We start from the raw sequence: 26,090 nt of genomic DNA, 5'->3' as shown, positions 1-26,090 counted from the left end.
TCAATCCAAATTCCGTGCGTTCAGTTCCGCGCGCGTGGGCAGGCCTTCCATGTCGCCCACCACCTGCAGTGCGCGCGAGGCAATCCAGTTGGCGCGACGCACGGCCTGCGGCCAGCCCAGCCCTTCAAGCTGCGCGCTGATGATGCCCACGGCAAACGCGTCACCGGCACCCACGGTGTCCACCACCACAGGCACGGTCACACCGGGCACCTGGCCTTGTTCACCGCTGGCGGTGCGAAAGTAAGCGCCTTCAGCGCCTTGCTTGATGACCACGGCCTTGGCGCCCCGGTCCAGGTACCACGCGGCAATGTCCGCCGGGGTGTTTTGGCCAGTCAGCAGCTTGCCTTCATCAATGCCTGGCAACACCCAGTCCGCATGGCGGGCCAGGTCGTTGAGGGTGTCGCGCATGGTGGCCACATCAGGCCACAGGCTGGGACGCAGGTTGGGGTCGAACGACACGCTGCGGCCGGCGGCCCGCACGGTCAACATGGCGTGGGCCACCAGTTCGCGTGCGGCGGGCGACAGGGCGGGCGTGATGCCCGTGGTGTGCACATGCCTTGCGCGCAGCGCGTAATCGGTTTTCAAGTGCGCCACGCTGAGCTGGCTGGCGGCCGAGCCGCGGCGGTAGTACTCGATCGCCGGGTCGCTGCCGTCCACGCTGCGCGACTTGAGCATGAAGCCTGTGGAGCGTTGCGGGTCCAGCTCCACCTGCGAGGTGTCCACGCCCTCGGCCTCAATCGTCTTGCGCACATAGCTGCCAAACGAATCCGTCCCCAGGCGGCTCACCCAGCCAACCCGGAAGCCCAGGCGCGCTAGGCCGATGGCCACATTGGTGTCGGCACCGGCAATGCGTTTGCTGAAACTTTGTACCTCGGCCAGTGGGCCGGGCTCCTGCGCAACCAGCAGTGCCATGGTTTCGCCCATGGACAGAACGTCGATTGTGTCGGGAAGGGTGCTCATGCAGTCAACTCCCCGCGGTTCACCGCTTCCAGCGTGGCCGCAACCCCGTGTGCTTGCAGCGACTGCAGCAAGGGCAGCAGCGCGGCCGTGAGTGCTGCATGGCCCGCCAGGTCGCCAAATACCGGCGCATAGGCCAGCATCGCTTGCACGGTGTGCGGACTCACGCCTTGGCCCAGCGACTGCTGGTACAGCGCGGTGAGCTGGGTGGCATGCGGGTCGTCAATGCCGTAGGCCTGGCCCAGTTCGTCCACGCCACGCAGGTAGTGCATCCACGCGGCTAGGCCGAGGGCCATGCGCGGCACGGGCAGTGGCCGGGCCAGGCGGTCGCGCAGCGTGCCCAGCAGGCGTTGCGGCAGTTTTTGCGAGCCGTCCATGGCGATCTGCTGCGTGCGGTGGGCCAGGGCCGGGTTGGCGTAGCGGGCCAGCAGGTTGTGGCGGTAGGCCGCCAGGTCCAGGCCGGGCAAGGCAGGCAGGGTGGGTTCAATCTCGTCGCGCATCAGCGCTTCGATGTGCGTGTGCAATGCAGGCTGCGCAATCGCCTCATCTACGGTCTGCCAGCCGGCCATGGCGCCCAGGTAGGCGAGGCTGGAGTGGGTGCCATTGACCATGCGCAGCTTGAGCCGCTCAAAAGGTTCGGCATCGGGCACAAAACGTGCGCCGCCCAGTGTCCAGTCCGGTCGGTCTGCGGCAAATTCGTCTTCAATGGCCCAGTCAAAAAAAGGCTCGCCTAGCACCGGCCATGCGTCAACGCAACCCAGCGCAGCACTCACCATTGCACGGTCGCCATCGGTGGTTTTGGGCACGATGCGGTCCACCATAGAGCATGGAAAACGGCACTGGCGCTCTATCCACGTGCGCAAGGCGCTATCAATTTCTTCAGCAAAGCGCAGTACGGCGGCACGCAGCACACGCCCGTTGGCTGGCAGGTTATCCAGCGACATGAGCGTAAGCGGCCCATGGCCTTGGGCGTGGCGCAGCTGCAAGCCGAGCACCAGCATGCCGATGGCGGAGCGGGGAACTTGCGGGTGCGCCAGGTCGTGCACGATGTCGGGATGGTCCAGCCGCAAGGCACCGGTGGCAGGGTCGTGGCAGTAGCCTTTTTCCGTCACCGTCAGGCTCACGATGCGGGTGTCTGGGGCGGCTATTGCCTCCAGCACGGCTTGCGGGTTCTCGGGTGCTACCAGCAGGTTGCGCACGGCACCAATGACTTGCAGGCGCTGGCGGGGTTGGCCTTGCGCATCCGCATCACGAATCGCCAGTGTGTACAGCCCGTCCTGCGGCGCCAGGGCATCGCGGGTATCGGCTTGGCGCAGCGACACGCCGGTGATGCCCCAGCGCAGGTCGCCGGCGGCAATCGCGGCCTCGGTGGCAGCGCCCATGTGGGCACGCATGAAGGCACCTATGCCGAGATGCACGATGCCGTTTTTCAACGCACGGCGGTCGTAGGGCGGGCGCACCACGGCGGCAGGCAATGTGCCCACCGTGGTGTCGTTCAATCGGTTCATGTCCGCCATCACCAGTTGGTCAGCGTACCGTCGTGCTGCAGGCGGTTGACCGGCAGGTAGGCACGTTGGTAGGGGTACTTGGCGGCCAAGGCCTCGTCGATGGTCACGCCGTGGCCCGGTGCCTCGCCGGGATGCATATAGCCGTCCTTGAAGCTGTAGGCGTGTGGGAACACGGCGTCCGTCTCATCGGTGTGGCGCATGTATTCCTGGATGCCGAAGTTGGGCACCCACAGGTCAAAGTTGAGCGCGGCGCCCATGCACACGGGCGACAAATCGGTGGCGCCATGCGAGCCGGTGCGCACCTGGTAGAGCGCGGCCAGATCCGCAATGCGGCGCAGGTGGGTGATGCCGCCGGCGTGGACCACGGTGGTGCGGATGTAGTCGATCAGCTGGTTCTCGATCAGGTCCTTGCAGTCCCAGATGGTGTTGAAAATCTCGCCCACGGCCAGCGGCGTGGTGGTGTGCTGTCGGATCAGGCGGAAGGCCTCCTGGTTTTCGGCAGGCGTGGCGTCTTCCATCCAGAACAAACGGTAGGGCTCCAGGTCTTTGCCCAGGCGGCCGGCCTCGATGGGCGTGAGGCGGTGGTGCACATCGTGCAGCAGGTGGATGTCTGGCCCCACGGCCGCGCGCACCTTGTCAAACAGCTCGGGCGTGTGGCGCAGGTATTTCTCGGTGGACCAGTCGTGCTCGCTGGGCATGTCGGCATCGGCCGGTTCGTAGAACATGGTGCCGCGGCCCACGCCGTACACCTTCTCCAAACCCGGCACACCGCTTTGCGCGCGGATGGCCTTGTAGCCCATCTCCTTGTAGCGCAACACCTCTTCCACGGTCTGCGTGATGTCTTTGCCATTGGCGTGGCCGTAGACCATGACGCCGGTGCGGCTCTTGCCGCCCAGCAACTGGTAGAGCGGCATGTTGGCCGCCTTGGCCTTGATGTCCCACAGCGCCGTGTCCACCCCGGCAATGGCACTCATGGTGACCGGGCCACGGCGCCAGTAAGCGCCCTTGTAGAGGTACTGCCAGATGTCTTCGATCTGCTGCGGGTCGCGGCCGATCAGGCAGGGAATGACGTGCTCGGTGAGGTAGCTGGCCACGGCCAGCTCGCGGCCGTTCAAGGTGGCGTCGCCGATGCCTGTCAGGCCCTCGTCGGTTTCGATTTTCAGGGTGACAAAGTTGCGGCTGGGTGCGCAGATGATGACTTTGGCGGAAGTGATTTTCATGGTCTTGTCGGATGAAGAGGGGTTACATCACGGCGCCCAGCGCCCAGGGGACAAATTCGTTTTGGCCGTAGCCATGCAGCTCGCTTTTGGTCTTGCGGCCCGAGGCTGCGGCCAGCATTTCCAGAAAGATGCGCTCGCCCAGCTGCTCCACGCTCTCGCTGCCGTCGATCACGGTGCCGCAGTTGATGTCCATGTCCTCTTCCTGCTTGGCCCACAGTGCGCTGTTGGTGGCCAGCTTGAGCGAAGGCGAGGGCGCGCAGCCATACGCCGAGCCACGGCCAGTGGTAAAGCAGATCAGGTTGGCACCACCTGCCACCTGGCCCGTGGCCGACACCGGGTCGTAGCCCGGCGTGTCCATGTAGACAAAACCTTTGGCGGTGATGGGCTGGGCGTATTCGTAAACGTCCACCATGGGCGTGGTGCCGCCCTTGGCAATGGCGCCCAGCGATTTTTCGAGGATGGTGGTCAGGCCGCCGGCCTTGTTGCCGGCGGACGGGTTGTTGTCCATCTCGGCGTGGTGGCGGGCGCAGTAGTCGGTCCACCACTTCAGGCGGGCCTCCAGTTTGTCGGCCACGGCTTGCGACACCGCGCGCTGCAGCAGCAAGTGTTCGCCGCCATAAATCTCGGGGGTTTCGGACAGCACGGCCGTGCCACCGTGGCGCACCACCAGGTCCACCGCGGCACCCAGGGCCGGGTTGGCGCTGATGCCGGAGTAGCCGTCGGAGCCGCCGCATTGCAGGCCCACTACCAAATGGCTGGCAGGCACCGGTTCACGCTGCACGGCATTGGCCTCGGGCAGCAATTGCTTCACTACCTCGATGCCGCGCGCCACACTTTTGGCCGTGCCGCCCGTGTCCTGGATGCTGAAGGTCACCAGCTTGGCACCTTCGCGCAGACCTTCCTGCGCCATCAGTCCCTGGATCTGGTTGGTCTCGCAGCCCAGGCCCACCACGATGACGGCGGCAAAGTTGGCATGGCGGGCGTAGCCTGCGAGTGTGCGGCGCAGCACCTGCAGGCCTTCGCCCTCGCTGTCGGTGGCGCAGCCCGCGCCGTGGGTCAGGGCCACGATCCCGTCCACCTGGGGGAAGGCGGCCAGGGCTTCGGGGTGGATGTCGCGGCGGAAGTGGTCGGCTATGGCGCGTGCCACGGTGGCCGAGCAGTTCACACTGGTCAGCACACCGATGTAGTTGCGCGTGGCCACACGCCCGTCGGGGCGCTTGATGCCGTCGAACGTGGCCGGGGTATCGACATAGGCCACGGGCCGCACATCGCCGCCCACAGTGTGGCCGCGGTCAAAGTGGCTGAACGCCAGGTTGTGCGTGTGCACATGCTGGCCGGCTGCAATGGGCTGCGTGGCGGTACCAATAATCTGGTTGTAGCGCCGCACCGGCGCACCGGCCGCAATGGCGCGCACCGCGATCTTGTGGCCCGGCGGCACCAGGCCCGAGACGGTGATGCCCTCGGATTCAATGCGGGTGCCGCCCAGCAGTTGCTGCCGGGCGATGACCACATCGTCTTGCGGGTGGATGCGGATCACCGGATTCACTTGACCAACCCCATTTGCTGCGGCAACCACAGGGTGAGCGCCGGGATGTAGGTGATGGCGATCAGCGCCAGCATCAGCGGTACCAGCCAGGGCAGGATGGCGACGGTGGTGCGCTCGACCGAAAGCTTGGAGATGCGTGCCAGCACAAACAGCACCATGCCCAAGGGAGGATGCAGCAGGCCAATCATCAGGTTCAGCGTCATGATCAGGCCGAACTGGATGGGGTCAATGCCGAGCTTGAGCACGATGGGCAAGAGGATGGGCACCAGGATGGTGATGGCCGCAATCGTGTCGATGAAGCAGCCCACAAACAGGATCAGCAGGTTGGCCAGCAGCAGGAACACCCACTTGTTGCTGGTGATGGACAAAATCCAGTCCGCCAGGGCTTGGGCGGCCTGGGTGGTGGTGAGCAGCCAGGCAAAGATGGACGCCGCGGTCACGATGAACAGCACCGAAGCGGTGGTCTCAATCGTCTCGAACGTGGCCTGGGCCAGCGTGCGGAGGGTCATGGAGCGGTAGCGCACCAGGCCCAGAAACAGCGCCCAGATGACCGCCGCCATGGCCGCTTCGGTGGGGGTGAACCAGCCCATGGTCATGCCGCCAATCAGGATGACGGGCGCCATGAGGGCCAGCACGGCCGAAAAGTTGAAGCGCCAGTCCAGCACCAGCAGGGCCACAAAGGCCAGGCCCGCAGCCACGTTGACTGACATGCCGGCTTTCACCGCCAGCCACACCGTCATGGGAAAGGCCAGCACCACCAGAATCTCCAGCGTGGCACCGCCCAGGCGGGCCCATTGGAAGGCGACGTCCCCACCCCAGCCATTGCGGTGGGCAAAGTAGGCCACCGTGGCCATCATCAGCGCGGTCATGAACAGGCCGGGGATGATGCCCGCCACAAACAGCGCGCCGATGGACACGTTGGCCATCATCCCGTAGATCACAAAGGGCAGCGAAGGCGGAATGATGGGGCCCAGCGTGGCCGATGCAGCGGTAACGCCCACGGCAAATTCGGTGCTGTAGCCGTGCTCTTTCATGGCCTTGATCTCGATCGCACCCAAGCCTGCAGCATCGGCAATGGCCGTGCCGGACATGCCCGAGAAGATGACCGAGCCGATGATGTTGACCTGCCCCAGGCCGCCCTTCATCCAGCCCACCAGCGCCACGGCAAAGTTGTAGATGCGGCTGGTGATGCCGGCAATGTTCATCAGGTTGCCAGCCAGGATGAAGAAGGGCACAGCCAGCAGCGGGAAGGACTCGATGCCCGCAATCATGCGCTGGGCCAGCACGATGTCGGGCACGCTGCCGGACACCAGGATGTAGACCAGCGAGCCGCCGGCCATGGCCACCGCCACCGGCAGGCCACACAGCATCAGCCCTAGGAAGGAAACAATCAGGATTAGCATGGTGCAGGTTCCGTTCAGTCGGCGGAGCCGTCAAAGAAGCCAGGGTTTTGCAGTGCCGAGAAGCCGCGCCGCCAGTTTTCGATGGCCACCTGCACGGCCCGCACGGCCATGAGGGCAAAACCGGCAAACGCGAGCCAGTACACATGGCTCTTGTTCCAGTCGATGGTGGTCATGGGTTCGTTGTTCACGGCCAATGCATAGCGTGCAACGAGCCAGGCCCCATAGCTGTAGAAGGCAATGGCGGCGATGTCTACCGCCGTCGACAGGGCCCGGCCTGCAGGAACGGGCAGGTAGCGGTAGACCAGGTTGACCTGGATGTGCCGCACCCGCCGCACACACATGGACGCCCCGATGAACACCACCGGCATCAGGCAGTACACGGCCAGCTCCTCAGTCCAGGCAAACGAGTCGTTCAGCACATAGCGGCTGAAGAACTGCAGAAACACCAGGCCGGCCATGGTCCAGAAAAAGCCCAGGCAAATCCAGTCTTCGACGCCATAGACGGAGAGGTCGACCGTGTGCTGGTCGGCCTCTGCGAAGCTGGCCACCAGCTCTTCCGCGCTGGTTTCGACGGGATGCGACTCCGCCGCGCCGCCCGACAGGGGCAGGGAGCTGTGAAGCGTCATGGTGTCGCCTTACTTGATGGCCTGGATGCGGTCCCAGTCGGCTTTCTGGTAGCCGTACTGCTCAAACGGCACGTTCTTGAGCACGGTGTCGCGAAACTCGCCGGTGTTCACCTCGGTCACGCTGATGCCCTTGCTGCGGAACACGGCGGCCAGTTCGCCCTCGCGGGCTGCCACTTCCTTGGAGGCCTTGGCAGCGGCTTCGAGCGCGACTTCCGAGAACATCTTCTTGTCGGCGTCCGACAGTTTTTTCCACAGCCCGCCCGCCACCACGGTGTTCAGGTGGTCCACGATGTGGCCGGTCAGCACGATGTGTTTTTGCACTTCGTAGAACTTCTTGGCTTCGATGGTGGGCAGCGGGTTCTCCTGGGCTTCAACGGTGCCGTTTTGCAGCGCCAGGTAGACCTCGGCAAACGCGATGGGCGAGGTGTTGGCACCGCAGGCGCGTGGCATGGCCAGGTAGGCCGGCACGTCGGGCACGCGCATCTTCAGGCCCTTGAGGTCGGCGCACTTGGCAATGGGTTTGTTGCTGGTGGTATGGCGGGTGCCGTAGTAGGTGGTCGCAATGATCTGGTTGCCGCTTTTCTGTTCGTAGCCGGCGGTCAGCTCTTTGTAGATGTCACTCTTGGTGTAGGCCAGCAGGTGGTCCACATTGCGGAAGGTGTAGGGGTAGTAGGTGACGCCAATGCGCGGAAAGGCCTTGGCCGCAAAGCTCGAGCCCGAGATGATGATGTCCACCGTGCCCAGGCTCAGGCCCTGGTTGATGTCGTTCTCCTTGCCCAGTTGCGACGCGGGGTACACATCGATCTGGTAGCGGCCGGCACTGCGCTTCTTGATCTCTTCGGCTGCCCACACCGATGCGGTGTGGAAGGGCTCACCCGGCTCGTACACATGGGCCCACTTGAGCTTGGTCTGCGCAAAGGCGGGGGCCGCAACCAAAAGGCTTGCAGCCAGGGCCAGGGTAATCCGTTGGAATGTCATGCTCTTTGTCTCCTGTTGTTGTGGATGTTGCGCAGCCGGGTCGTCACCGGGGTTTAGCCGGGAACAAGCTGCACCTTGGTACTGCGGCCTCTGTCCAAAGCCAGATCGAAGGCCGCTTTCGATTGGCTGATCGGCAACTGGGCGCTGATGAGCGGGCGCACATCGGCCCGCCGGCTGCGAATGGCCTGCACGGCCCAGTCGAATTCGATGTCGGCGCGGAAGGCGCCCACGTAGTCCAGCTCGCGCGACATGATGTCGTTGGCCGGGAAAGGAATTTCGGGCGGCAGCGTGCCCACCTGCACCACGCGCCCGCCGCGGCGCACCGCCGCCAGGCAGCTGGCCAGTGCGGCGGGGTGGCCTGCGGCTTCGAGCGCCACATCCACGCGGCCCTTCCAGGCGCTGGCATCGGGCAGGGCCTCGTCGGCGCCCACGGTCAGCGCCATTGCGCGGGCGCGCTCGCTGGGGTCGCAGGCAATCACGCGGCCGGCACCGGCCAGGCGCGCGGCAATGACCGACATGCAGCCGATGGTGCCCGCGCCGGTGACCAGCACGGTGGCGCCCAGAATTGCGCCCGCGCGGCGCACTGCATGCAGGCCCACCGACAGGGGCTCGGCACAGGCAATTTCGCCCAGGCTCACATCCTCGTCAATGGCAGTGAGCTGTGCCTCTTGCATCACAAAGTGCTCACGGAAGAAGCCGGGGATGTGCGGAAAAATGGCCGCGCTGCCCAGGAACACCATCTTCTCGCACAGGTTGCTGCGCCCGGCGCGGCAGGCGGGGCATACGCCACAGGGATGGGCAGGATTGACCGCCACTTTTTGCCCCGTTTGCACCTTGGTCACCCCTTCGCCCACGGCGTCCACCACGCCCGAGGCTTCATGCCCCGGCACAAAGGGCGCGCGGATGGCGAAGATGCCGGCGCGGCCATGCTGGTAGTAGTGCAGGTCCGACCCGCAGATGCCACCCGCACCCAGGCGCAGGCGCACCTGGCCGGGGCCGGGCTCCTGAAGGGCAAGTTGTTCCACGCTGAGGTTCAGCGGGCCATTCAGGGTGCAGGCAAGGCTCATGGTCAGGCGTCCGGTGGGTTCACGCGTCGGCGGGGCTGTTCCAGCCGGCCGAGAAACGTTGGTGCGAGCGATCCAGGTGACCGCTCATGGCGGCGCGGGCCATGTCGGGGTCTCGGGAGGCAATGGCGGCGACTACGGCGCGGTGCTCGTCCACCGCCTCTTTCCAGGTGGCTTCGCGCTCGAAGTGGCCGCCCAGCGTGGTGAACAGTGGCCCATTGCGCTCGTCAAACAGCTGGGTCACCACCGCTTGCAAGGCACTGTTATCGCTGGCCTGGGCAATGCGGATGTGGAAAGCGCGGTCGCCGCGGATGGGCAGGGTGCGCGCGGCAATGTCGGCCTCCATGTCGCGCAGGGTCTCCAGCAGGTCGGGTACTAGCGTGGGGTCCGTGCTCTTTGCAGCCAGCGCGGCCAGTTCACATTCGATGAGCTGGCGTGCGCGGATGATTTCCAGCGGGCCGTGCGCGTTGTCCAGCAGGCGCACGCTCTCGCGGCCAATCACCACAATGCCCGAACCCATGCGCACTTCAATCAGGCCCTCCACCTCCAGCGCAATCAGCGCTTCCCGCACCGACGGGCGGGACACGCCCATCTTTGCGGCCAGGTCGCGCTCGGCGGGCAGTTTGGATCCCACGGCAAATTCGCCGCTTTGGATGAGCTGGCGCAGCTGGTCGGCAATCTGGCGGTACAAGCGGCGGGGCTCTATGGGTTGGAAAGGCATGCAGAAATTGGCTCAAAGGTAAATTGGTAAGACCAGTTGGCCGCATTGTGAACGGATGAACGCGAGCAAGGTTCAGGGTTTTCCCGACAGGTGGGGCTGCGACACCGGAAGCCGCCATAGAAGCTTTTGCTATAAATGTAGGAGCTATTGAGGCATATATAGCTTGCGCTAGGTGCCAATTAGAGTGCAAATTTGGCACTGGCACTGGCACTGGCACTGGCACTGGCACTGGCACTGGCACTGGCACTGGCACTGGCACTGGCACTGGCACTGGCACTGGCACTGGCACTGGCACTGGCACCGGATAGTGGCGATTTGGTCGGTGTCGGCGTGGCACTACAAAAGCCTTGAGGGGCGAACTCCTCCCGGTCAAAGACTCCATCCAAGACAATCAGGGCGGGTAGCCAAAACCTCGGCAACGAGTCGCTTCGTTCCCATAGCGCGAGACGCTGCTGACAGTTGCCGTCGTTTGAGCCACCCGTTCTGACCAACTGACCCGGCAATACGCTTGGCATGGCCCGACACCTCACCCCGGTTGCTGGTCCTCGGCTGCGCCGGCCGCACCTGGGCATGCCTCACCCGAATGACAAACATGAACCTGAACTACCTGGACTTTGACTACAGCGAGGACGCGGACGGTGCAGGTACTTTTGATGCCATGGCCAGCGTATCGCCCGCACAGATTCCCGCGTTGCACGCGGAGATCAGTGCCGTGCTGGCCTGGGCACACCAGCATTTCCCCGATGTCCGCGGCCCCTCCGAAGATGGGGGCGAATGGCAATACGACCTGCAGGGTGCGCAGGAAGTCAGCACACCGCTGGTGCTGACATTTGATGAGACCGCTGGGCAACTGCACACGACGGCAGGCAGCCCCGCTCCGCCCCGGACCACGATCACCCTGACGGTCAGCGGCACTGCTGCGTTTTGCGGTGCGCTGCGCGAAACCTTTGCGATCGAGTAAGCCTTCGCTAACGGGTTAACCCCAGTTACCCGCAAAAGCCCCACGTTGCGTACAGGTTAGCGCATCGGCAAACGGCAAACTCTTGGCACGGCTACAGTTGCGACTCATCAGTTCAACTCATTACCGGAGAGTTTCATGCTGTCTCGTCGCCACTTCCTGGGTGCAAGCCTGGCCACCACCGTTTACGCCGCGGGATCCTTTGTGCCCGTCTGGGCCCAAAACGCGCCCAACCTCGGCACGCCCACCCTGCCCAGCCCCGCCTTCCGCCGCATGAAGGTGGGCGATGCGGAAGTGGTCGCGTTGAACGACGGCATCACGCGCCGCCCGCTGGGCGAGGAGTTTGTGAAGAACGCGCCGCTGGCCGAAGTGCGCGCGCTGCTGGCCTCCCAGGGCTTGCCTACGGACTACATCGACGTGCCCTATACGCCGTTCCTGGTGGTGACGGGCGGGCGCAAGATCCTCATCGACACCGGCCTGGGTGAGTTTGGCGGCGCCACCACGGGCAAGCTGCTCGACAGCCTGCGCGCCGCCGGCCTGCAGGCGGCCGACATCGACACGGTGCTGATCAGCCACTACCACGGTGACCACATCAATGGCATCCGCAACAAGGCCGGTGAGCTGGTGTTCCCCAAGGCCAAGGTGATGGTGCCCGCGGCCGAACACGCGTTCTGGATGGACGATGCCCGCATGGCCGCAGCGCCCGCAGGCATGAAGGGCGCGTTCGAGAACGTGCGGCGCACCTTTGCCACCCTGCCGGCCGACACACTGGTGCAATTTGCAGCGGGCACCGAAGTCGCCCCGGGTATCCAGTCGGTAGCAGCCTACGGCCACACGCCCGGCCACACGCTGTTCGAGCTGAAGTCCGCCGGGCAAAACTTCTTTTACGTGGCCGACCTCACCAATGTGCCGGCTCTGTTTGCCCGCAACCCCGACTGGGCCGTGACGTTTGACATGGACGCCGAGGCCGCGCGCAAGGTGCGGCGCGAGGTGTTCCAGCGCATCACCGCCAGCAACGCCATGCTGGGCGGCTTCCACTTCCCCTTCCCGGCCTTTGGCCGCATGGCGGCGTCGGGCAACGGCTATGCCTTCCAGCCTGCGGCCTGACCCGGCGGCGCCCAGCCGCCGCACACTGCTGGGCGCGGGGCTGGGGCTTGCCGCGCTGCCTGGCTGGGCAGCGCAGGACGCCAACGCACAGGCGCTGCTGCGCAAGGGCGGCGTGGTGGTGGCGTTCCGCCATGCCCTGGCGCCCGGCACCTTCGACCCGCCAGGGTTCCGCCTGGGCGACTGCAGCACCCAGCGCAACCTGAGCGACGAGGGCCGAGCCCAGGCCCGCCGCATGGGGGAGTGGTTCCGCACACACCAGCTGCAGCCGGCCAAGGTTTTATCCAGCCCGTGGTGCCGCTGCATCGACAGCGCGACGCTCGCCTTCAGCCCGCCCGAGGTGTGGCCGGCCCTGGGCTCGCCGCACGGCGCGCCAGAAACCACCGGCGCACGCCACCTGCAAGAGCTGCAGCAGGCGCTGACGGCGGCCGCGCATCGCCCCGGCCGCTTCGAGGCCTGGTTCACGCACATGTTCGTGTTGTCGGACCTTGCGCAAACCTCGGTCTCGTCGGGCGAAGGCCTGATCCTGGCGCCCGGCCGCGGCGGCACGGCCCAGGTGCTGGCGCGTCTGGCGGTACCTGCGTGATCGCGGGCGGTCGGCCTACAGCGTCTCCTCTTCCAGGAATTTATCCTGCAGGTATGCTTCTTGCACGAGATGTGCAGTGTTCGCCGTACCTGAGGATTCGTTCATGCATCCAACTCTGACCGTCACCCAGCAGATGGCGGCACGGCAGCCGATGGCCTGCCCTGCTGCACCGATCTTTGCCACCCTGCGCCCGGCCCGGAGGCGCTGAGAACCGACATGGCACATAACCACAGCTTCGCGCACGCCCAGTCGACCCCTTACCAAGCTGCCCCCTGGCAGGGTGCAGCCAACGCGCCATCGGCGCCTGCCTTGCACTCCACGCAGTCACGCGTGCGCATGGAGGTCCAGATCGACCTGAGCTACGAGATCGATGCCTACGGCGCCGACTTCGTGTTCAACATTCATGCCGCCCACACGGCCAGCCAAGCCGTCAGTGGCGAACGCCTGGTGATCAACCAGGCCATCCCCTACCAGGTGCACACGGACCCGGCCACCAACAACCGCTACCTGCGGCTGCACGGCGAGCCCGGCACGCTGGAGCTGTCGTACACCGCCACGGTAGACATCACCCACCACCGCAGCGACCCGTCGCAGCTGGCCGAGGTGCCGGTGCGCTACCTGCCACAAGAAGTGCTGGGCTACATCTACCCCAGCCGCTACTGCCAGTCAGACCGGCTGCTGCGCCTGGCAAACAATGAGTTCGGTGCCCTGTGGCAAGGCCACAGCCGGGTGCAGGCCATCTGCGACTGGGTTCGCAAGCACGTGGCGTTCACGTCCAACACCTCGAACTCCAACACCGCGGCGGTCGACACGCTCATCGAGCAGGTGGGCGTATGCCGTGATTTCGCTCACTTAATGATCGCGCTGTGCCGCGCCGTCAACATCCCCGCCCGCTTCACCACCGGCACGGACTACGGTGCAGACCCGGCGCTCGGGCCGCCAGATTTCCATGCCTATGTCGAGGTGTACCTGGGCGGCCGTTGGTACATCTTCGATCCGTCCGGCACGGCGATCCCCATGGGTTTGCTGCGCTTTGGCAGTGGGCGCGATGCAGCCGACGTGGCCTTCGCCACCATTTTTGGCGGGGTGCGCGCGGCTGCGCCCGTCATCCGCACCACCGCCATCGAGGACGCCGCGCAGGGTTTTGTACGCCCCGTGCACTGCCTGGAAGCGCTGTCGACCGACCAGGGAACGGCCGCACCCGGCCTTTTGACGCTGCCCTGAACCGGCATGCGCGGCCGCACTCAGCCATGAAAACCGGGGATACCGCAGGGCTGTGCCAGACCGGGAAAAAAGCCCCCGGTCCGGCTCTGGCCTAAAATCACGTTTTTTTCCAACTCCGACCGAGATTCATCATGGGCAACAAGATCGTTACCGAAGCAGACCGTAAGGCCACTCCCCGTCCCGCGCCCATGCCTGGCATGCCTGCGGCAACTCCTGGCCGTGGCCAGCGCGTGAGCCTGGAGCGTGGTGTGGCAACCCGCAGCAAGAAGAACCCCGGCAAGCGCCCCAGCAAGGGCGGTTGATCCCCCAAGCGGCTCACCCGATGCCTGCAAGCAATGCCCTCCGCGTGAGGGCATTTCTTTTTTGTGAAGGGCCCACTCACTCAGCGGTAGCCCCCTCCCCAGCAGCAGCCCCAGCACCATGATCACCGTCCACCACCTCGAAACCTCCCGCTCGCAACGCGTTCTTTGGCTCCTGGAGGAACTGGGCGTGCCCTACCAGCTCAAGATCTACCAGCGCGACAAGGCCACCAAGCTGGCCCCGCCCGAGCTGAAAAAAATCCATCCGCTGGGCAAGTCCCCGGTGATCACGGACGGCGATGAGGTGATCGCCGAATCCGGCGCCATCGTGGAATATCTGGTCGAGACCTACGGCGCCAACGCTGGCGGAGACCTGGCCCATCTGCAGCCCGCGCGGGGCACGGCGGCGTACCGCCAGTGCCGGTTCTGGATGCACTACGCAGAAGGCTCGCTCATGAACTGGCTGGTGATGAAACTGGTGTTCATGACCATCCCCACGCAACCGATGCCGTTCTTTGTGAAGCCCATCGCCAAGGCCCTGTGCGGCAAGGTGCAGGCCAAGCTGATCGATCCCAACGTGGACACGGCCCTGGAGTTCATAGAACAGCACCTGGGCCAGAACACCTGGTTCGCCGGGGAACACCTGAGCATGGCCGACTTTCAGATGAGCTTTGCGGTCGAAGCCGCCCTGGCCCGCGCCAACAAGGCCAGCAGTTGCCCCCACCTTCAGGCCTACCGCAAGCGCATGGAGGCCCGGCCCGCGTACCAGCGCGGTATTGCCAAGGGTGGCCCGGTGGTGATGGGGCGACTGACGGCGATCCCCACGCGCTCGCACGCACGCGACCCCACTATTTGCAACGGTGATCCGGCCAAGCAAGGTCCCCGTTCGCGATGATATGTAAGCAAATAGCTTTTTTGTAACAAAAGAATAAGATGTGAGGCGCCCCCTCCCGCGCGGGGTTGCATCGGCCAACATGCACAGCATTCCGCCCCAACGGCCGTCTACGGCCTACCTCGCCACCGAACCGGCGGGGTCCAGGGAAACTTTTGCCGCGGGTGCCACCGTTTTCGTTTCGGTCGTGCTGTTTGTCATCGCCGTGCCCTACGCGACCGTGGCGCTGGTTCCGTTTCCCGCCTTCATCCCGATCTATGTCACCGCCCTGGTGATCTTCGACCTGATCACGGCCGTGCTGTTGTTCGGGCAGTACCGCGCGCTGGGTTCTGTGGGCCTGCTGGTGCTGGGCGGCGCCTATCTCTTCACGGCCACGGCCACCGGGGCATACGCGCTGATCTTTCCCGGGCTGTTCACGCCCACGGGCTTGTTCGGATCAGGCCCGCAGACATCGTCGGCGTTGTACATGCTGTGGCACTCGGGCTTTCCCGTGGCCGTGATGGCGTATGCCAAGCTCAAGCACCGGACGCCCCAAGGCGCCCAATGGCTGGAGCGCCGCCAGACCCGCAAAGGCGTCATCGCAGCAGCCCTGGTGGTGCTGGCCGTGGTGACCCTGGTCACCACCATTGCCACCGCCGGGCACGAACACCTCCCTGTTTTCCTCAACGGCAACCGCACCACGCCCGTGGGCAAGGCCGTCCTCTCGGGCATCTGGCTGCTGAGCCTGGTGGCGCTTGCCATGCTGTGGCGGCGCAAGCCCCATTCGCTGCTCGACGTGTGGCTGCAGGTGGTGCTGTGCGTGTGGTTACTCGACATTGCGCTGGCGGCCGTGCTCAACACCGGGCGCTATGACCTGGGCTGGTACGTCGGGCGCGTCTACGGGCTCCTGGCTGCAGGCTTCCTGCTCATCGTGCTGCTCAGCGAAAGTGCCCGCCACCACGCCCGGCTGCGGCAGGTGACCGCCGCGCTGGAGGCTGCCAACGACTCGCTGTGGCGCATCTCCATGCAGGACGGGCTCACCGAGCTGGCCAACCGCCGGGCGTTCGACATCCACCTGGCCGAGCAGGTGGCCCTTGCCGTACGGCACGAGCGCCCGCTGGCCCTGGTGATGATGGACGTGGACCATTTCAAGGCCTACAACGACGAATACGGCCACCAGCAGGGCGATGAATGCCTGCGAACCATCGCCAAGGTGCTGCAGGCCTGCGGCCGCCGCCCGTCGGACCTCGCGGCGCGCTACGGCGGCGAAGAATTTGCACTGGTGCTGCCCGAGACCGACCAGGACGGCGCGCTGCACATCGCCACCGCCTTGCAACTTGCCGTGTCGCGCCTGTCGATCCCGCACAGCCAGTGCTCCACCGACCCGCACGTGAGCATCAGCGCCGGTGTGGCCGCCCTGCCCCCGGGCCAGGACACGCCCCCCGCGCGCATGATCGAAGCGGCCGACCAGGCGCTGTCCAGGCCAAGGACGGCGGCCGCAACCAGGTCGTGATGCAGGCCGCACCGCGCGCTGCCTGACGCAGCCGCTTCAGCCCACGCCGCACACCAGCAGGCCGGGGTCGTTGTGCGCAACCTCCCGCTCGTTCTTGGCCTGGGCCACCTCCATGTCGCGCGGCAGGGCCACGCCATTCTTCACGGCAAGGATCTCCGCCATCACGCTCACGGCGATCTCGGGCGGGGTCTTGCTGCCGATGTAGATGCCGATGGGCCCACGCAGGCGCGCCAGGCTGTGGGCGGTCTGACCGAAGTGCTCCATCATCCGCGCGCGGCGGGCCTCGTTGTTGCGGCGCGAGCCGATGCCGCCAACATAAAACGCGTCGGTGTTCAGTGCCTCCAGCAGTGCCAGGTCATCGAGCTTGGGGTCGTGCGTGAGCGCCACCACGCAGCTGCGCCGGTCGGGCTTGAAGGCCGCCACCACGTCGTCGGGCATATCGCTCACCACCGTGGCGGCCGACACGTTCCAGCTGCCGCGGTACTCCTCGCGCGGGTCGCACACCGTCACGGCAAAGCCGTTGAACAGCGCCATCGTGGCCAGGTACTCGGCCAGCTGCCCCGCGCCGATCAGCAGCATGCGGTATTCGGGGCCGAAGGTGTTGGTCAGCTGCTGCGCGTCCAGCACCAGGTCCTGCGGAGCTGCCGCAGCGGCCAGCGTGGCCACACCGTCGGCCAGGCGCACGCTGCGCTGCATCAAGCGGCCCGCCTCCAGGGCGCGGATCAGCTCGGCCAGGCCGGCGGGGTCGGGGTCGTATTCCAGCAGCAGCTCCAGCGTGCCGCCACACGGCAGGCCAAACCGGTGCGCCTCGTCCGCCGTGATGCCGTACTTGACAAACGCGGGTGGTCCGCTCGGGATGCTCCGGTCGATGCCAGTGCCGCCCGCGCCGGCCGACGCCGCCACCTGCGCATAGGCGCGCGTGTGGCGGTCGATCAGATCATCCTCAATGCACCCGCCCGACACCGACCCCACCACGGCGCCGTCTTCGCACAGCGCCATGATCGATCCCACCGGCCGGGGAGACGATCCCCACGTCCGCACCACCGTCGCCAGCAGCGCCCGCCGGCCAAGAGCCCGCCAGCGCTGCAACGTGCGCAGCACCATCACATCCAGGTTTTCCATTGCTTGTTCACCAGTTCATTTCGCGAGGCGACTTGGGGAGGCTTCAGTTCATCCACAACGCTAACAGCACCAGCGCCCCCGCGCCGACCACCCACACCCAAACCGGAATCCCGCTGGGGGGATTGCCCTCACCGGCGGTGGCCGCCAGCGCGCCGGCTCCCGCCACCGCAGCACCCGCACCATCCACAGCGGGGGCGCCCACAACACCCGCCGCGGGCTCGGGCTCTTCAGGTGCAGCACGCGGATGGCGGCGCTGCATCTCGTTGTCAAAGCGCTTGAAGAAATCCTCGGCCATGCCCTTGGCGGCACCGTCGATCAGGCGCTGGCCCAGCTGCGCGATCTTGCCGCCCACGGTGGCCTGCACGGTGTAGTGCAGCTCGCAGCTGTCCTGCCCAGCCGCATCGGCGGGCAGCGGCACCAGCCGCACCTGCGCACTGCCCTTGCCAAAGCCGGCCACGCCGCCCGATCCATCAAAGGCAATGGTGTAGCTCTCGGGCGGAACGATGTCCGACAGCGTGATCTTGCCAGCGAACTTGGCGGACACCGGACCAATCTTGAGCGCCATGGCCACGCTGTACTGCTGCTCGCCCGTGGGCTCGACCTTCTCGCAGCCGGGGATGCACAGCTTGAGCACCTCGGGGTCGTTAAGTGCGTCCCAGGCCTGCTGCTGGCTCACGGCAAGGGTACGGCTGGCTTGCATTTCCATGGTGGATTCCTCTCAGTGTTCACATGTCTCAAAAATCAAGCTGTAGGGATGCACGGCACAGCTCCCCACCAACCGTTCGTGCTGAGCCTGTCGAAGCACTGTGCTGCGCTTCGACAGGCTCAGCGTGAACGGGGGGTGACATTTGTTGGCAACCGCATCCGCTCCAAACCAAACCCTCACTGCCGCAATAGCGCCGCCAGGCTGCCGGCCAGGTCCTGCAGCCGCGCCAGGTTGTGCACCGCCAGCATGCCGTGCGCCTGCCGGTGCAGCGCCGCCGCGCCGCGCGCAGTGGGTGCATAGCCGTCAAAGCGCAGCAGCGGGTTGAGCCACAGCAGGCGGCCGCTGTGGCGGCGCAGCCAGCCCAGCTCGCGCTCCAGCACTTGGGGCGTGCCGGTGTCCAGGCCGTCGCTGATCAACAGCACCAGCGTGCGCCGCCCCACCAGGCGCCGCGCATGCTGCAGGCGCAGCGCGGCCAGGCTGTCGCCCATGCGTGTGCCGCCAGCAAAGTCGGCAATCGACTGGCCGGCCACTTCCAGCATGGCGTCGGTGTCGGCCAAGCGAAAAGCGGGCGTGAGGTCGGTCAGGCCCGTGCCGAACGCGAACACGTCGCGCCGCAGGCCGGCCCCCGCATGGCGGGGCGCCGTGGCGGCGTGCAAAAAGGCCAGCAGCAGCCGCGCGTAGCGCTCCATGGAGCCCGACACGTCCACCAGCACCAGCAAGGGAAGCGGCTGCTGGCGGCGCTGCAGGCGCGGCAGGGTCAACAGCTCGCCGCCGGTGCGCGCGGCCTGCTGCATGGCGCCGGGCCAGTGCGGGCGGCTGCCACGCACGCCGGGGCGCGTGCGGCGGGCCGCGTAGTGCGGCAGCGGCAAGGCCATGTCGCGCGCCAGGCGTTCTACCAGCAGGTACTCGCTGGCCGACAGCTGGTTGAAATCCGCATGGTGCAGGCGCTGCCGGTCGCTGGCCGTCATCGCGGCGTCGAAGTCGATCTTTTCGTCCTCCCTCGCGGGCGGGGCGTTGCGCGCCGCACGCACCGGGGCCAGGGCCTCGCTCACGCGCGGGCGGCGCTTGGCAGGTTCGGCTTTGGTCTCGGCGCTGGGCAACATCTGCGCGAGCAGCTTTTGCGCGATGGCGGGGTTCTTGAAGTAGGCATGGAACAGCTCGCGGAACACCTGCCGGTCCTGCTCGCGGCTGATCAGCACCGACTCCAGCGCGGCGCCAAAGTCGTCTCGTCCCACGCCCACCAGCATCACGGCCTGCTGCGCCAGCGCCATGCGCGCGGCATCCACGGGCACCCCGGCGCGGCGCAGCGTGCGACCAAAACCGGTGAGGTTGTCGGCCAGCTTGCCGGTGCGGGCATCGCCGAATTGGGAGACCGTGGTGACGCGCTGCTCAGCCATGGCGCCGCACCTCAGGGGGCTGCATCGGCAGGCTGCAGCAACTGAGCCGCCATGTCGCTCGTCAGCGCCGCCACGTCCTCGCGCTGCTTGAACAAAATGCCGGCGGTGTCGGACACGACCTCCGGGTCCACCACGATGGTGTCGAGCGCCACCAGCGCCTTGGCCCATTCCACGCTCTCTGCAATGCCCGGTGCGCGCTGAAAGGCGTTGGCAAACGGCTGGCTGCGCAACCGGTTCACAAAGTCGGCCACCTGCAGCGCCAGCGCCGCACTGGCGCCCGGCACCTGGGCGCGAACGATGGCCAGCTCGCGGTCGCGGTCGGGGTAGTCGAGCCAGTGGTACAGGCAGCGGCGCTTGACGGCGTCGTGCAGGTCGCGCGTGCGGTTGCTGGTGAGCAAGGTGACGGGCGTGGCACTGGCGCGCACGGTGCCGATCTCGGGAATGCTGACCTGGTACTCGCCCAGATATTCGAGCAAGAACGCCTCGAAAGGCTCGTCGGCACGGTCCACCTCGTCGATGAGCAGTACGGCACCCGGCGCCGGGGCCTGCAGGGCCTGCAGCAAGGGGCGGCGGATAAGGTAGCGGTCTTGGTACACCTCGCGCTCCACCTGCGCCATGTCGGCCCCGCCTTGGCCCTCGGCTGCACGCATGTGCAGCAATTGGGCCGCGTAGTTCCATTCATACAGCGCCTCGCGTTGCTCCAGCCCGTCGTAGCACTGCAGGCGGATCAGGCTGCGCGCGAGCACCTCGGAGAGCGCACGGGCCAAAGCGGTCTTGCCTACGCCAGGTTCGCCCTCCAGCAGCAGCGGGCGCTGCAGCTTGAGCGCCAGGTACACCGCTGTGGCCAGGCGCCGGTCGGCAAAGTAGCCCACGCGCTGTAAGGCCTGCACCAATGCGTCGATAGAAACCGGAATGAGTGCGGCGCTGGAGGAAGTCATTGCTACGTAATTGATAGCTACAAGCGCTTATAAATCAAGCGCTGGAGGCAATTTCATTCAAAAAACCACCCCCAGGTGCCGTGCGGTGGTGGCGTGTGCGCCCACCCATCAACCCAACATCTGCTCCACGGCCCGCTGCGTCTGCACGCTGATCAGGTTGGCGCGGTAGGCGGCGCTGGCGTGGATGTCGCTGTTCAAATCGCTCGCATCAATCTTCACACCAGCGGCCGATGCAGGTGTGAAGCTCTGGTTGAGCGCGGCCTCCAGCCCTGCATGGCGGAACACGCTGCTGGCAGCGCCGGTCACAGCCACCCGCACGCCGCCGTCCGTCTGCGCGACGAACACGCCCACCAGCGCGAAGCGCGACGCCGCCTGCTTGAACTTCAGGTACTTCGCGCGCTTCGGAATCGGAAAGCGGATCGCGGTGAGGATCTCGCCCTCTTCCAGCGCGGTGGTGTACATGCCCACAAAAAAATCATCCGCCGCAATCTCGCGCTGGTTCGTGATCAGCGTCGCACCCAGGCCCAGCACCGCGCTGGGGTAGCAAGCCGCAGGGTCGTTGTTGGCCACCGACCCGCCCAGCGTGCCGCGTGCACGCACCTGCCGGTCGCCGATGTGCGCGGCCAGGTCGGCCAGCCCGGGGATGGCGGCTTTCACGTCCGCACTGTTGGCCACGTCCATGTGGCGCGTCATGGCGCCGATGACCAGCGTGTTGCCCTCGCGGCGGATGCCGGCCAGCTCGGCGATGTTGTTCAAATCGACGATCTTCTCGGGGTTGGCCAGCCGCAGGCGCATCGACGGCAGCAGGCTCTGCCCGCCCGCCAGCAGCTTGCCGCCCTGGGCGATGAGCTGCGCGGCGGCAGCGGTGGAGGATGGGTTTTCAAAGGTGAAGGCGTACATATCGAACTCCTGTCAGTTTTCAAGCTGCGCCCGCAAAGGCTCACAACCGGAGAAAAGCGCGCAGCGAAGGCGAGCGGCCGCCGCGCAAGGGCCGCCCCGCCGCGCTGGCGGCGTCCCCCTTGAGGGGGAAGGCGCGAAGCGACTCAGGGGGTGTTTCATGAGCGGGCGTTCTGGATGGCTTCCCACACGCGGTGCGGCGATGCGGGCATGTCGAATTCCTTCACACCCAGTGGGTGCAGCGCATCGAGCAAAGCGTTGATCACCGCTGGCGGCGACCCGATGGCACCCGCCTCGCCGCAGCCTTTGGTGCCCAGCGGGTTGTGCGTGCAGGGCGTGCATACGTGGCCCAGCTTGAACTCGGGGAAGTCATCGGCGCGCGGCATGGCGTAGTCCATGAAGCTGCCCGTCAGCAACTGGCCCGTCTCGCGGTCGTACACGCAGTTTTCCATCAGCGCCTGGCCGATGCCCTGCACCAGGCCGCCGTGCACCTGGCCCTCCACGATCATGGGGTTGATGATGGTGCCGAAGTCGTCCACCGCGGTGAACTTGTCCACGCGCGTGCTGCCCGTGGCCGGGTCCACCTCGACCTCGCAGATGTAGGTGCCTGCGGGGAAGGTGAAGTTGGTCGGGTCGTAGAACGCGGTCTCGTTGAGGCCCGGCTCCAGCACGTCCAAGGGGTAGTTGTGCGGCACGTAGGCAGCCAAAGACACCTGGCCGAACGGAATCTTTTTGTCAGTGCCCCGCACGCTGAATTCGCCATTGGCAAAGTCAATGTCCGCGTCGCTGGCCTCCATCAAATGCGCGGCGATCTTCTTGGCCTTGGCCTCGATCTTGTCCAGCGCCTTCATGATGGCCGCCCCGCCCACGCTGATGGAGCGCGAGCCGTAGGTGCCCATGCCGAAGGGCACGCGGCCCGTGTCGCCGTGCACGATGTCCACGTTCTCCACCGGGATGCCCAGGCGCGCGGCCACCACCTGCGCAAAGGTGGTCTCGTGCCCCTGGCCGTGGCTGTGCGAGCCGGTGAACACCGTCACGCTGCCCGTGGGATGCACGCGCACCTCCCCGCATTCGAACAAACCCGCCCGCGCACCCAGGGCGCCTGCGATGTTGGACGGCGCAATGCCGCAGGCCTCGATGTAGCTGCTGTAGCCGATTCCGCGTTTCAAACCCTTGGCCTCGCTGCCTGCCTTGCGGGCCGCAAAGCCCGCCACGTCGGCCAGCTCCTGCGCTTGCGTCATGCACGCGTGGTAGTCGCCTACGTCGTACTGCAGCGCCACAGGCGTCTGGTACGGCCAGCTGGTGATGAAGTTGCGCTTGCGGATTTCGTCCTGCGACAAATTCATTTCCCAGCCGCAGCGCGAGACCAGGCGCTCGAGCAGGTAGGTGGCCTCGGGCCGGCCTGCGCCGCGGTAGGCGTCGACCGGCGCGGTGTTGGTGAACCACGCATCGACCTCCACATAAATCTGCGGGGTGGTGTACTGGCCCGCCAGCAGCGTGGCATACAGGATGGTGGGCACCGCACTGGCAAAGGTGCTGAGGTAGGCGCCCATGTTGGCGTCGGTGTGCACGCGCATGGCCAAAAACTTGCCGTCCTTGTCCATCGCCATTTCGGCATGGCTCACGTGGTCGCGGCCATGGGCGTCCGTCAGAAAGGACTCGCTGCGGTCGGCCACCCACTTGATGTTGCGATTGAGCTTTTTGGCGGCCCAGGTCAGGCACACATCCTCGGCATACAAAAAGATCTTGGAGCCAAAGCCGCCGCCCACGTCGGGCGCGATCACGCGGACCTTGTGCTCGGGCAGGCCCATCACGAAGGCGGTCATCAGCAACCGTTCCACGTGCGGGTTCTGGTTGCTCACGTACAGCGTGTACTCATCGTTGGCACGGCTGTAGCTGCCGATGGCCGTGCGCGGCTCCATGGCGTTGGGGATCAGGCGGTTGTTGACCAGGTCGAGCTGCGTGACGTGCGCCGCGTTGGCAAAGGCCGCTTCCACCGCGCCCTTGTCGCCGATGGCCCACTTGTAGCAGTGGTTGTCGGCCGCAGCATCGTGCAGGCCTGCGCCTGCCACCTTGCCTGCTGCTGCATCGGCCACGCTGACCACCGCGGGCAACACGTCGTAGTCCACCTCCACCAGCTCGGCCGCGTCGCGCGCCTGCTGCTGCGTGAGGGCCACGATCATCGCCACCTGGTCGCCCACATAGCGCACCTTGCCCTGCGCCAGGATGGGGTGCGGCGGCTCCTTCATCGGCTGCCCGTCGGTGCTGGTGATGAGCCAGCCGCAGGGCAGGCCGTTGATGTTGTCGGCCGCCACATCGGTGCCGACGAAGACACCCAACACGCCCGGCGCGGCCTTGGCAGCGTCGATGTTGATGCTGTTGATGCGCGCATGCGCATGCGGCGAGCGCAGGAACACGGCATGGCTCTGCGCGGCCAGTACGACGTCGTCTGTGTACTGGCCGGCGCCGGTGAGGAAGCGATAGTCCTCCTTGCGCTTGAGCGATTCGCCGATGTGCGGCAGCTTGGAAAAGTCGGATGCACCCATGGTCGTTCTCCTTGTTTTCCGTTATGCCGAGGCCATGGCTTTTTGGCCGACTTGCACTGCCCGCACGATGTTCTGGTAGCCCGTGCAGCGGCAGATGTTGCCTTCGAGCAGCTCGCGGATTTCGCCTTCGTTCGCGTGCGGGTGGCTGTTGCACAGGTCCACCGCACTCATCACCATGCCCGGCGTGCAGAAGCCGCACTGCAGGCCGTGGCACTCCTTGAACGCTGCCTGCATCGGGTGCATGGTGCCGTCCGCTGCGGCCAGTCCTTCAATGGTTTGCACATCAGCGCCCTGGGCCTGCACGGCCAGCATGGCGCAGGATTTGACCGCGCGGCCGTTGACGTGCACGGTGCACGCGCCGCACTGGCTGGTGTCGCAGCCCACGTGGGTGCCGGTGAGCAGCAGGTGCTCTCGCAGCGCATGGACAAGCAGGGTGTTGGGCGGGACGTCAACGCTGGCCGCGCGCCCGTTGACCGTGAACTGGACTTGCATCTGGCTGTCTCCTCGAAGAGTTTGGCTGTGAACCTGTTCTAAGAACGTGTTCACGTTCTAAGCCGCTGCATCTTCTGCCTGCCCCCCCGCCCCATCCCTAGGGAGAACCCTGAATACCCGGCACCGGGCGCCGGATATTCTCAAAATGAAACATGTTGCGCCGCACACCCGGAGCATCATCCGGCCACGCCGCTGCAGCCGCCTTGCAAAAGCGCTGCACCCCGCCCCACCACCGGGATCCCGATGCTTGCCACCGCACCGCCATCACCCGCCGAGGACCGCCACGCGCTCATCGCCCAGGCGCGCAGCGCGCTGCTGAACGACGGCACGCTGACCACGCGCGCAGCCGTCGAACCTTGGATCACGCGCTCGTGGCAGCGCTGCCTGGACCGGGGCTTGAAGCCCTCGCAGCGCGTGGCGTTTGATGTGGTGAGCGCACCGGCCCAGCACCGCAGCCGCGAGCAAAACCACCAGCTGCTGACCGCCGCGCGCCCGGTGCTGCACCAGCTCACCCGTGCGATTGCGGGCATGCGCTACTTTGCGATCCTCACCGACGCCCGCGGCATCGTCGTGGACGTGCAAGGCCCTTGCGACCGCAATGACCCGCGCGCCAGTGCCATCGGCCGCGTGGGCATCGACCTGTCGGAGGGCGCCGTGGGCACCACCGCCATCGGCGCCGCGCTGGCCGAGCTGCAGCCGGTGTGGCTGCACCGGGGCGAACATTTCTTTGACGACAACAGCAGCTACAGCTGCGCAGGCGCGCCACTGTTCGGGCCCGACGGGCAGTGCATCGGCATGCTCGACCTGACCGGCGTGGACGTGCCAGAGCGCCCCGAACTGCGCCACCTGGTGGCCCGCTCCGCCCGCGCGATGGAAGACGCGCTGCTGCTGCAGCTGCCCCACGCGCTGCTGCTGCGCGTGAACTGGCCCGGCAGCACACTGGGCAGCGAAGCCGATGGGCTGCTGGTGCTGGACGCCGACGGCTATGTGCTGGGCTGCAACAGCCTGGCCCGCCAACTGCTGCCCCTGCCGCTGTGCCCGCCCGGCAGCTTGCGACACTGCAGCGACCTGGTGGCCCTGCCCTGGCCGCAGCTCTTTGATGCTGCCCGGGCGCGTGGCGGAATGCCCGCGCCGATCGACCTCCCGCTGTGGTCGGGCCTGCGGTTGTCCGGTCTGGCCCAGCGGCCCCACCAACCGGCGCCCCGCAGTGCCTGGCCACAAGGCAGTGCGGCACCGCCGCTGATCGCCGCCGCGCCGGCACCGCTGCGCGAAGCCGAGACCGCCCTCATCCGCCGCGCTGTGCAGGACGCACGCGGCAACGTGGCCGAAGCCGCACGAGCCCTGGGCATCAGCCGCGCCACGGTGTACCGCAAGCTGGGGGCACCCAAGGGGCATTGAGGAGGCGGCCGTCCGG

General features: G+C 66.3%; 25 protein-coding genes. 9 read left to right on the top strand and 16 right to left on the bottom strand.

Translation table 11 applies throughout. The features are described from left to right. From ACSQ3Q_RS07205 to ACSQ3Q_RS07165, 9 genes are read right to left on the bottom strand one after another with little or no spacing between them, the layout of a single operon-like run. Window positions 1–960, bottom strand: a complete 960-nt coding sequence (locus tag ACSQ3Q_RS07205; protein ID WP_436133717.1) for a sugar kinase — start codon at window positions 958–960, stop codon at window positions 1–3. Further along, window positions 957–2,474, bottom strand: a complete 1,518-nt coding sequence (locus ACSQ3Q_RS07200; RefSeq protein ID WP_436133716.1) for a mannitol dehydrogenase family protein — start codon at window positions 2,472–2,474, stop codon at window positions 957–959. Before ACSQ3Q_RS07200 ends, ACSQ3Q_RS07205 begins: the two co-directional genes overlap by 4 nt. Further along, the gene (manD, locus tag ACSQ3Q_RS07195) at window positions 2,474–3,685 is read right to left on the bottom strand and encodes a D-mannonate dehydratase ManD (RefSeq protein WP_436133715.1); all 1,212 of its coding nucleotides are present in this window, start codon (window positions 3,683–3,685) and stop codon (window positions 2,474–2,476) included. The genes ACSQ3Q_RS07200 and manD overlap by 1 nt, the downstream gene beginning before the upstream one ends. Window positions 3,686–3,707: 22 nt before the next feature. Beyond that, window positions 3,708–5,231 (bottom strand): UxaA family hydrolase, encoded by a 1,524-nt coding sequence (locus tag ACSQ3Q_RS07190; RefSeq protein WP_436133714.1) that lies wholly within the window; start codon window positions 5,229–5,231, stop codon window positions 3,708–3,710. Next, window positions 5,228–6,634, bottom strand: a complete 1,407-nt coding sequence (locus ACSQ3Q_RS07185) for a TRAP transporter large permease (RefSeq protein WP_436133713.1) — start codon at window positions 6,632–6,634, stop codon at window positions 5,228–5,230. Before ACSQ3Q_RS07185 ends, ACSQ3Q_RS07190 begins: the two co-directional genes overlap by 4 nt. Window positions 6,635–6,648: 14 nt before the next feature. Next, window positions 6,649–7,260, bottom strand: coding sequence for a TRAP transporter small permease (locus ACSQ3Q_RS07180; protein ID WP_436133712.1), 612 nt, complete (start codon window positions 7,258–7,260; stop codon window positions 6,649–6,651). A 9-nt stretch (window positions 7,261–7,269) separates the two neighbouring features. Then, entirely contained in the window at window positions 7,270–8,238 is a 969-nt protein-coding gene (locus ACSQ3Q_RS07175) for a sialic acid TRAP transporter substrate-binding protein SiaP (RefSeq protein WP_436133711.1), read from the bottom strand. A gap of 53 nt (window positions 8,239–8,291) precedes the next feature. Continuing rightward, window positions 8,292–9,305, bottom strand: coding sequence for an L-idonate 5-dehydrogenase (locus tag ACSQ3Q_RS07170; RefSeq protein ID WP_436133710.1), 1,014 nt, complete (start codon window positions 9,303–9,305; stop codon window positions 8,292–8,294). 19 nt (window positions 9,306–9,324) lie between these two features. After that, the gene (locus ACSQ3Q_RS07165) at window positions 9,325–10,023 is read right to left on the bottom strand and encodes a FadR/GntR family transcriptional regulator (RefSeq protein WP_029413359.1); all 699 of its coding nucleotides are present in this window, start codon (window positions 10,021–10,023) and stop codon (window positions 9,325–9,327) included. Between the two features lie 192 nt (window positions 10,024–10,215). Between ACSQ3Q_RS07165 and ACSQ3Q_RS07160 the strand changes: the two genes are divergently transcribed. From ACSQ3Q_RS07160 to ACSQ3Q_RS07125, 8 genes are all read left to right on the top strand, one after another. Further along, window positions 10,216–10,374, top strand: a complete 159-nt coding sequence (locus ACSQ3Q_RS07160) for a hypothetical protein (RefSeq protein ID WP_436133709.1) — start codon at window positions 10,216–10,218, stop codon at window positions 10,372–10,374. Between the two features lie 241 nt (window positions 10,375–10,615). Then, complete coding sequence (locus tag ACSQ3Q_RS07155) at window positions 10,616–10,984, top strand: hypothetical protein (protein ID WP_436133708.1); 369 nt, start codon at window positions 10,616–10,618, stop codon at window positions 10,982–10,984. A gap of 135 nt (window positions 10,985–11,119) precedes the next feature. Next, entirely contained in the window at window positions 11,120–12,088 is a 969-nt protein-coding gene (locus ACSQ3Q_RS07150) for an MBL fold metallo-hydrolase (protein ID WP_436133707.1), read from the top strand. Then, the gene (locus ACSQ3Q_RS07145; protein ID WP_436133706.1) at window positions 12,066–12,671 is read left to right on the top strand and encodes a histidine phosphatase family protein; all 606 of its coding nucleotides are present in this window, start codon (window positions 12,066–12,068) and stop codon (window positions 12,669–12,671) included. Before ACSQ3Q_RS07150 ends, ACSQ3Q_RS07145 begins: the two co-directional genes overlap by 23 nt. A gap of 336 nt (window positions 12,672–13,007) precedes the next feature. Further along, complete coding sequence (locus tag ACSQ3Q_RS07140) at window positions 13,008–13,895, top strand: transglutaminase-like domain-containing protein (protein ID WP_436136956.1); 888 nt, start codon at window positions 13,008–13,010, stop codon at window positions 13,893–13,895. A gap of 131 nt (window positions 13,896–14,026) precedes the next feature. Then, complete coding sequence (locus ACSQ3Q_RS07135) at window positions 14,027–14,197, top strand: hypothetical protein (RefSeq protein WP_436133705.1); 171 nt, start codon at window positions 14,027–14,029, stop codon at window positions 14,195–14,197. Between the two features lie 118 nt (window positions 14,198–14,315). Then, entirely contained in the window at window positions 14,316–15,089 is a 774-nt protein-coding gene (locus ACSQ3Q_RS07130; protein WP_436133704.1) for a glutathione S-transferase family protein, read from the top strand. Window positions 15,090–15,129: 40 nt separating this feature from the next. Then, window positions 15,130–16,578 (top strand): diguanylate cyclase domain-containing protein, encoded by a 1,449-nt coding sequence (locus ACSQ3Q_RS07125; protein ID WP_436133703.1) that lies wholly within the window; start codon window positions 15,130–15,132, stop codon window positions 16,576–16,578. A gap of 36 nt (window positions 16,579–16,614) precedes the next feature. Here the strand turns inward: ACSQ3Q_RS07125 and ACSQ3Q_RS07120 are convergent, their stop codons facing one another. The 7 genes from ACSQ3Q_RS07120 to ACSQ3Q_RS07090 all read right to left on the bottom strand — a co-directional run bounded on the left by ACSQ3Q_RS07120 (window position 16,615) and on the right by ACSQ3Q_RS07090 (window position 24,676). After that, window positions 16,615–17,700, bottom strand: a complete 1,086-nt coding sequence (locus tag ACSQ3Q_RS07120) for an XdhC family protein (RefSeq protein WP_436133702.1) — start codon at window positions 17,698–17,700, stop codon at window positions 16,615–16,617. A 43-nt stretch (window positions 17,701–17,743) separates the two neighbouring features. Beyond that, complete coding sequence (locus ACSQ3Q_RS07115) at window positions 17,744–18,406, bottom strand: CoxG family protein (RefSeq protein WP_436133701.1); 663 nt, start codon at window positions 18,404–18,406, stop codon at window positions 17,744–17,746. Between the two features lie 176 nt (window positions 18,407–18,582). Beyond that, window positions 18,583–19,803: a vWA domain-containing protein gene (locus ACSQ3Q_RS07110; RefSeq protein WP_436133700.1), complete on the bottom strand. Its 1,221-nt coding sequence runs from the start codon at window positions 19,801–19,803 to the stop codon at window positions 18,583–18,585. 11 nt (window positions 19,804–19,814) lie between these two features. Then, the gene (locus ACSQ3Q_RS07105) at window positions 19,815–20,741 is read right to left on the bottom strand and encodes an AAA family ATPase (RefSeq protein ID WP_436133699.1); all 927 of its coding nucleotides are present in this window, start codon (window positions 20,739–20,741) and stop codon (window positions 19,815–19,817) included. A gap of 108 nt (window positions 20,742–20,849) precedes the next feature. Next, window positions 20,850–21,641, bottom strand: a complete 792-nt coding sequence (locus ACSQ3Q_RS07100) for an FAD binding domain-containing protein (RefSeq protein ID WP_436133698.1) — start codon at window positions 21,639–21,641, stop codon at window positions 20,850–20,852. 155 nt (window positions 21,642–21,796) lie between these two features. Beyond that, window positions 21,797–24,184 (bottom strand): xanthine dehydrogenase family protein molybdopterin-binding subunit, encoded by a 2,388-nt coding sequence (locus tag ACSQ3Q_RS07095; protein WP_436133697.1) that lies wholly within the window; start codon window positions 24,182–24,184, stop codon window positions 21,797–21,799. A 21-nt stretch (window positions 24,185–24,205) separates the two neighbouring features. Next, entirely contained in the window at window positions 24,206–24,676 is a 471-nt protein-coding gene (locus tag ACSQ3Q_RS07090; RefSeq protein ID WP_436133696.1) for a (2Fe-2S)-binding protein, read from the bottom strand. A gap of 243 nt (window positions 24,677–24,919) precedes the next feature. On the opposite strand from ACSQ3Q_RS07090, the gene ACSQ3Q_RS07085 reads away from it, so the two are divergent. Then, the gene (locus ACSQ3Q_RS07085; RefSeq protein WP_436133695.1) at window positions 24,920–26,074 is read left to right on the top strand and encodes a helix-turn-helix domain-containing protein; all 1,155 of its coding nucleotides are present in this window, start codon (window positions 24,920–24,922) and stop codon (window positions 26,072–26,074) included. Window positions 26,075–26,090: the final 16 nt, after the last annotated feature.

This window comes from Acidovorax sp. LjRoot129 (assembly GCF_964253765.1).
Lineage (GTDB): Bacteria > Pseudomonadota > Gammaproteobacteria > Burkholderiales > Burkholderiaceae_C > Acidovorax.
The sequence above is the reverse complement of the archived record's forward strand: the minus strand, read 5'-3'. Positions and strand labels throughout refer to the sequence as shown.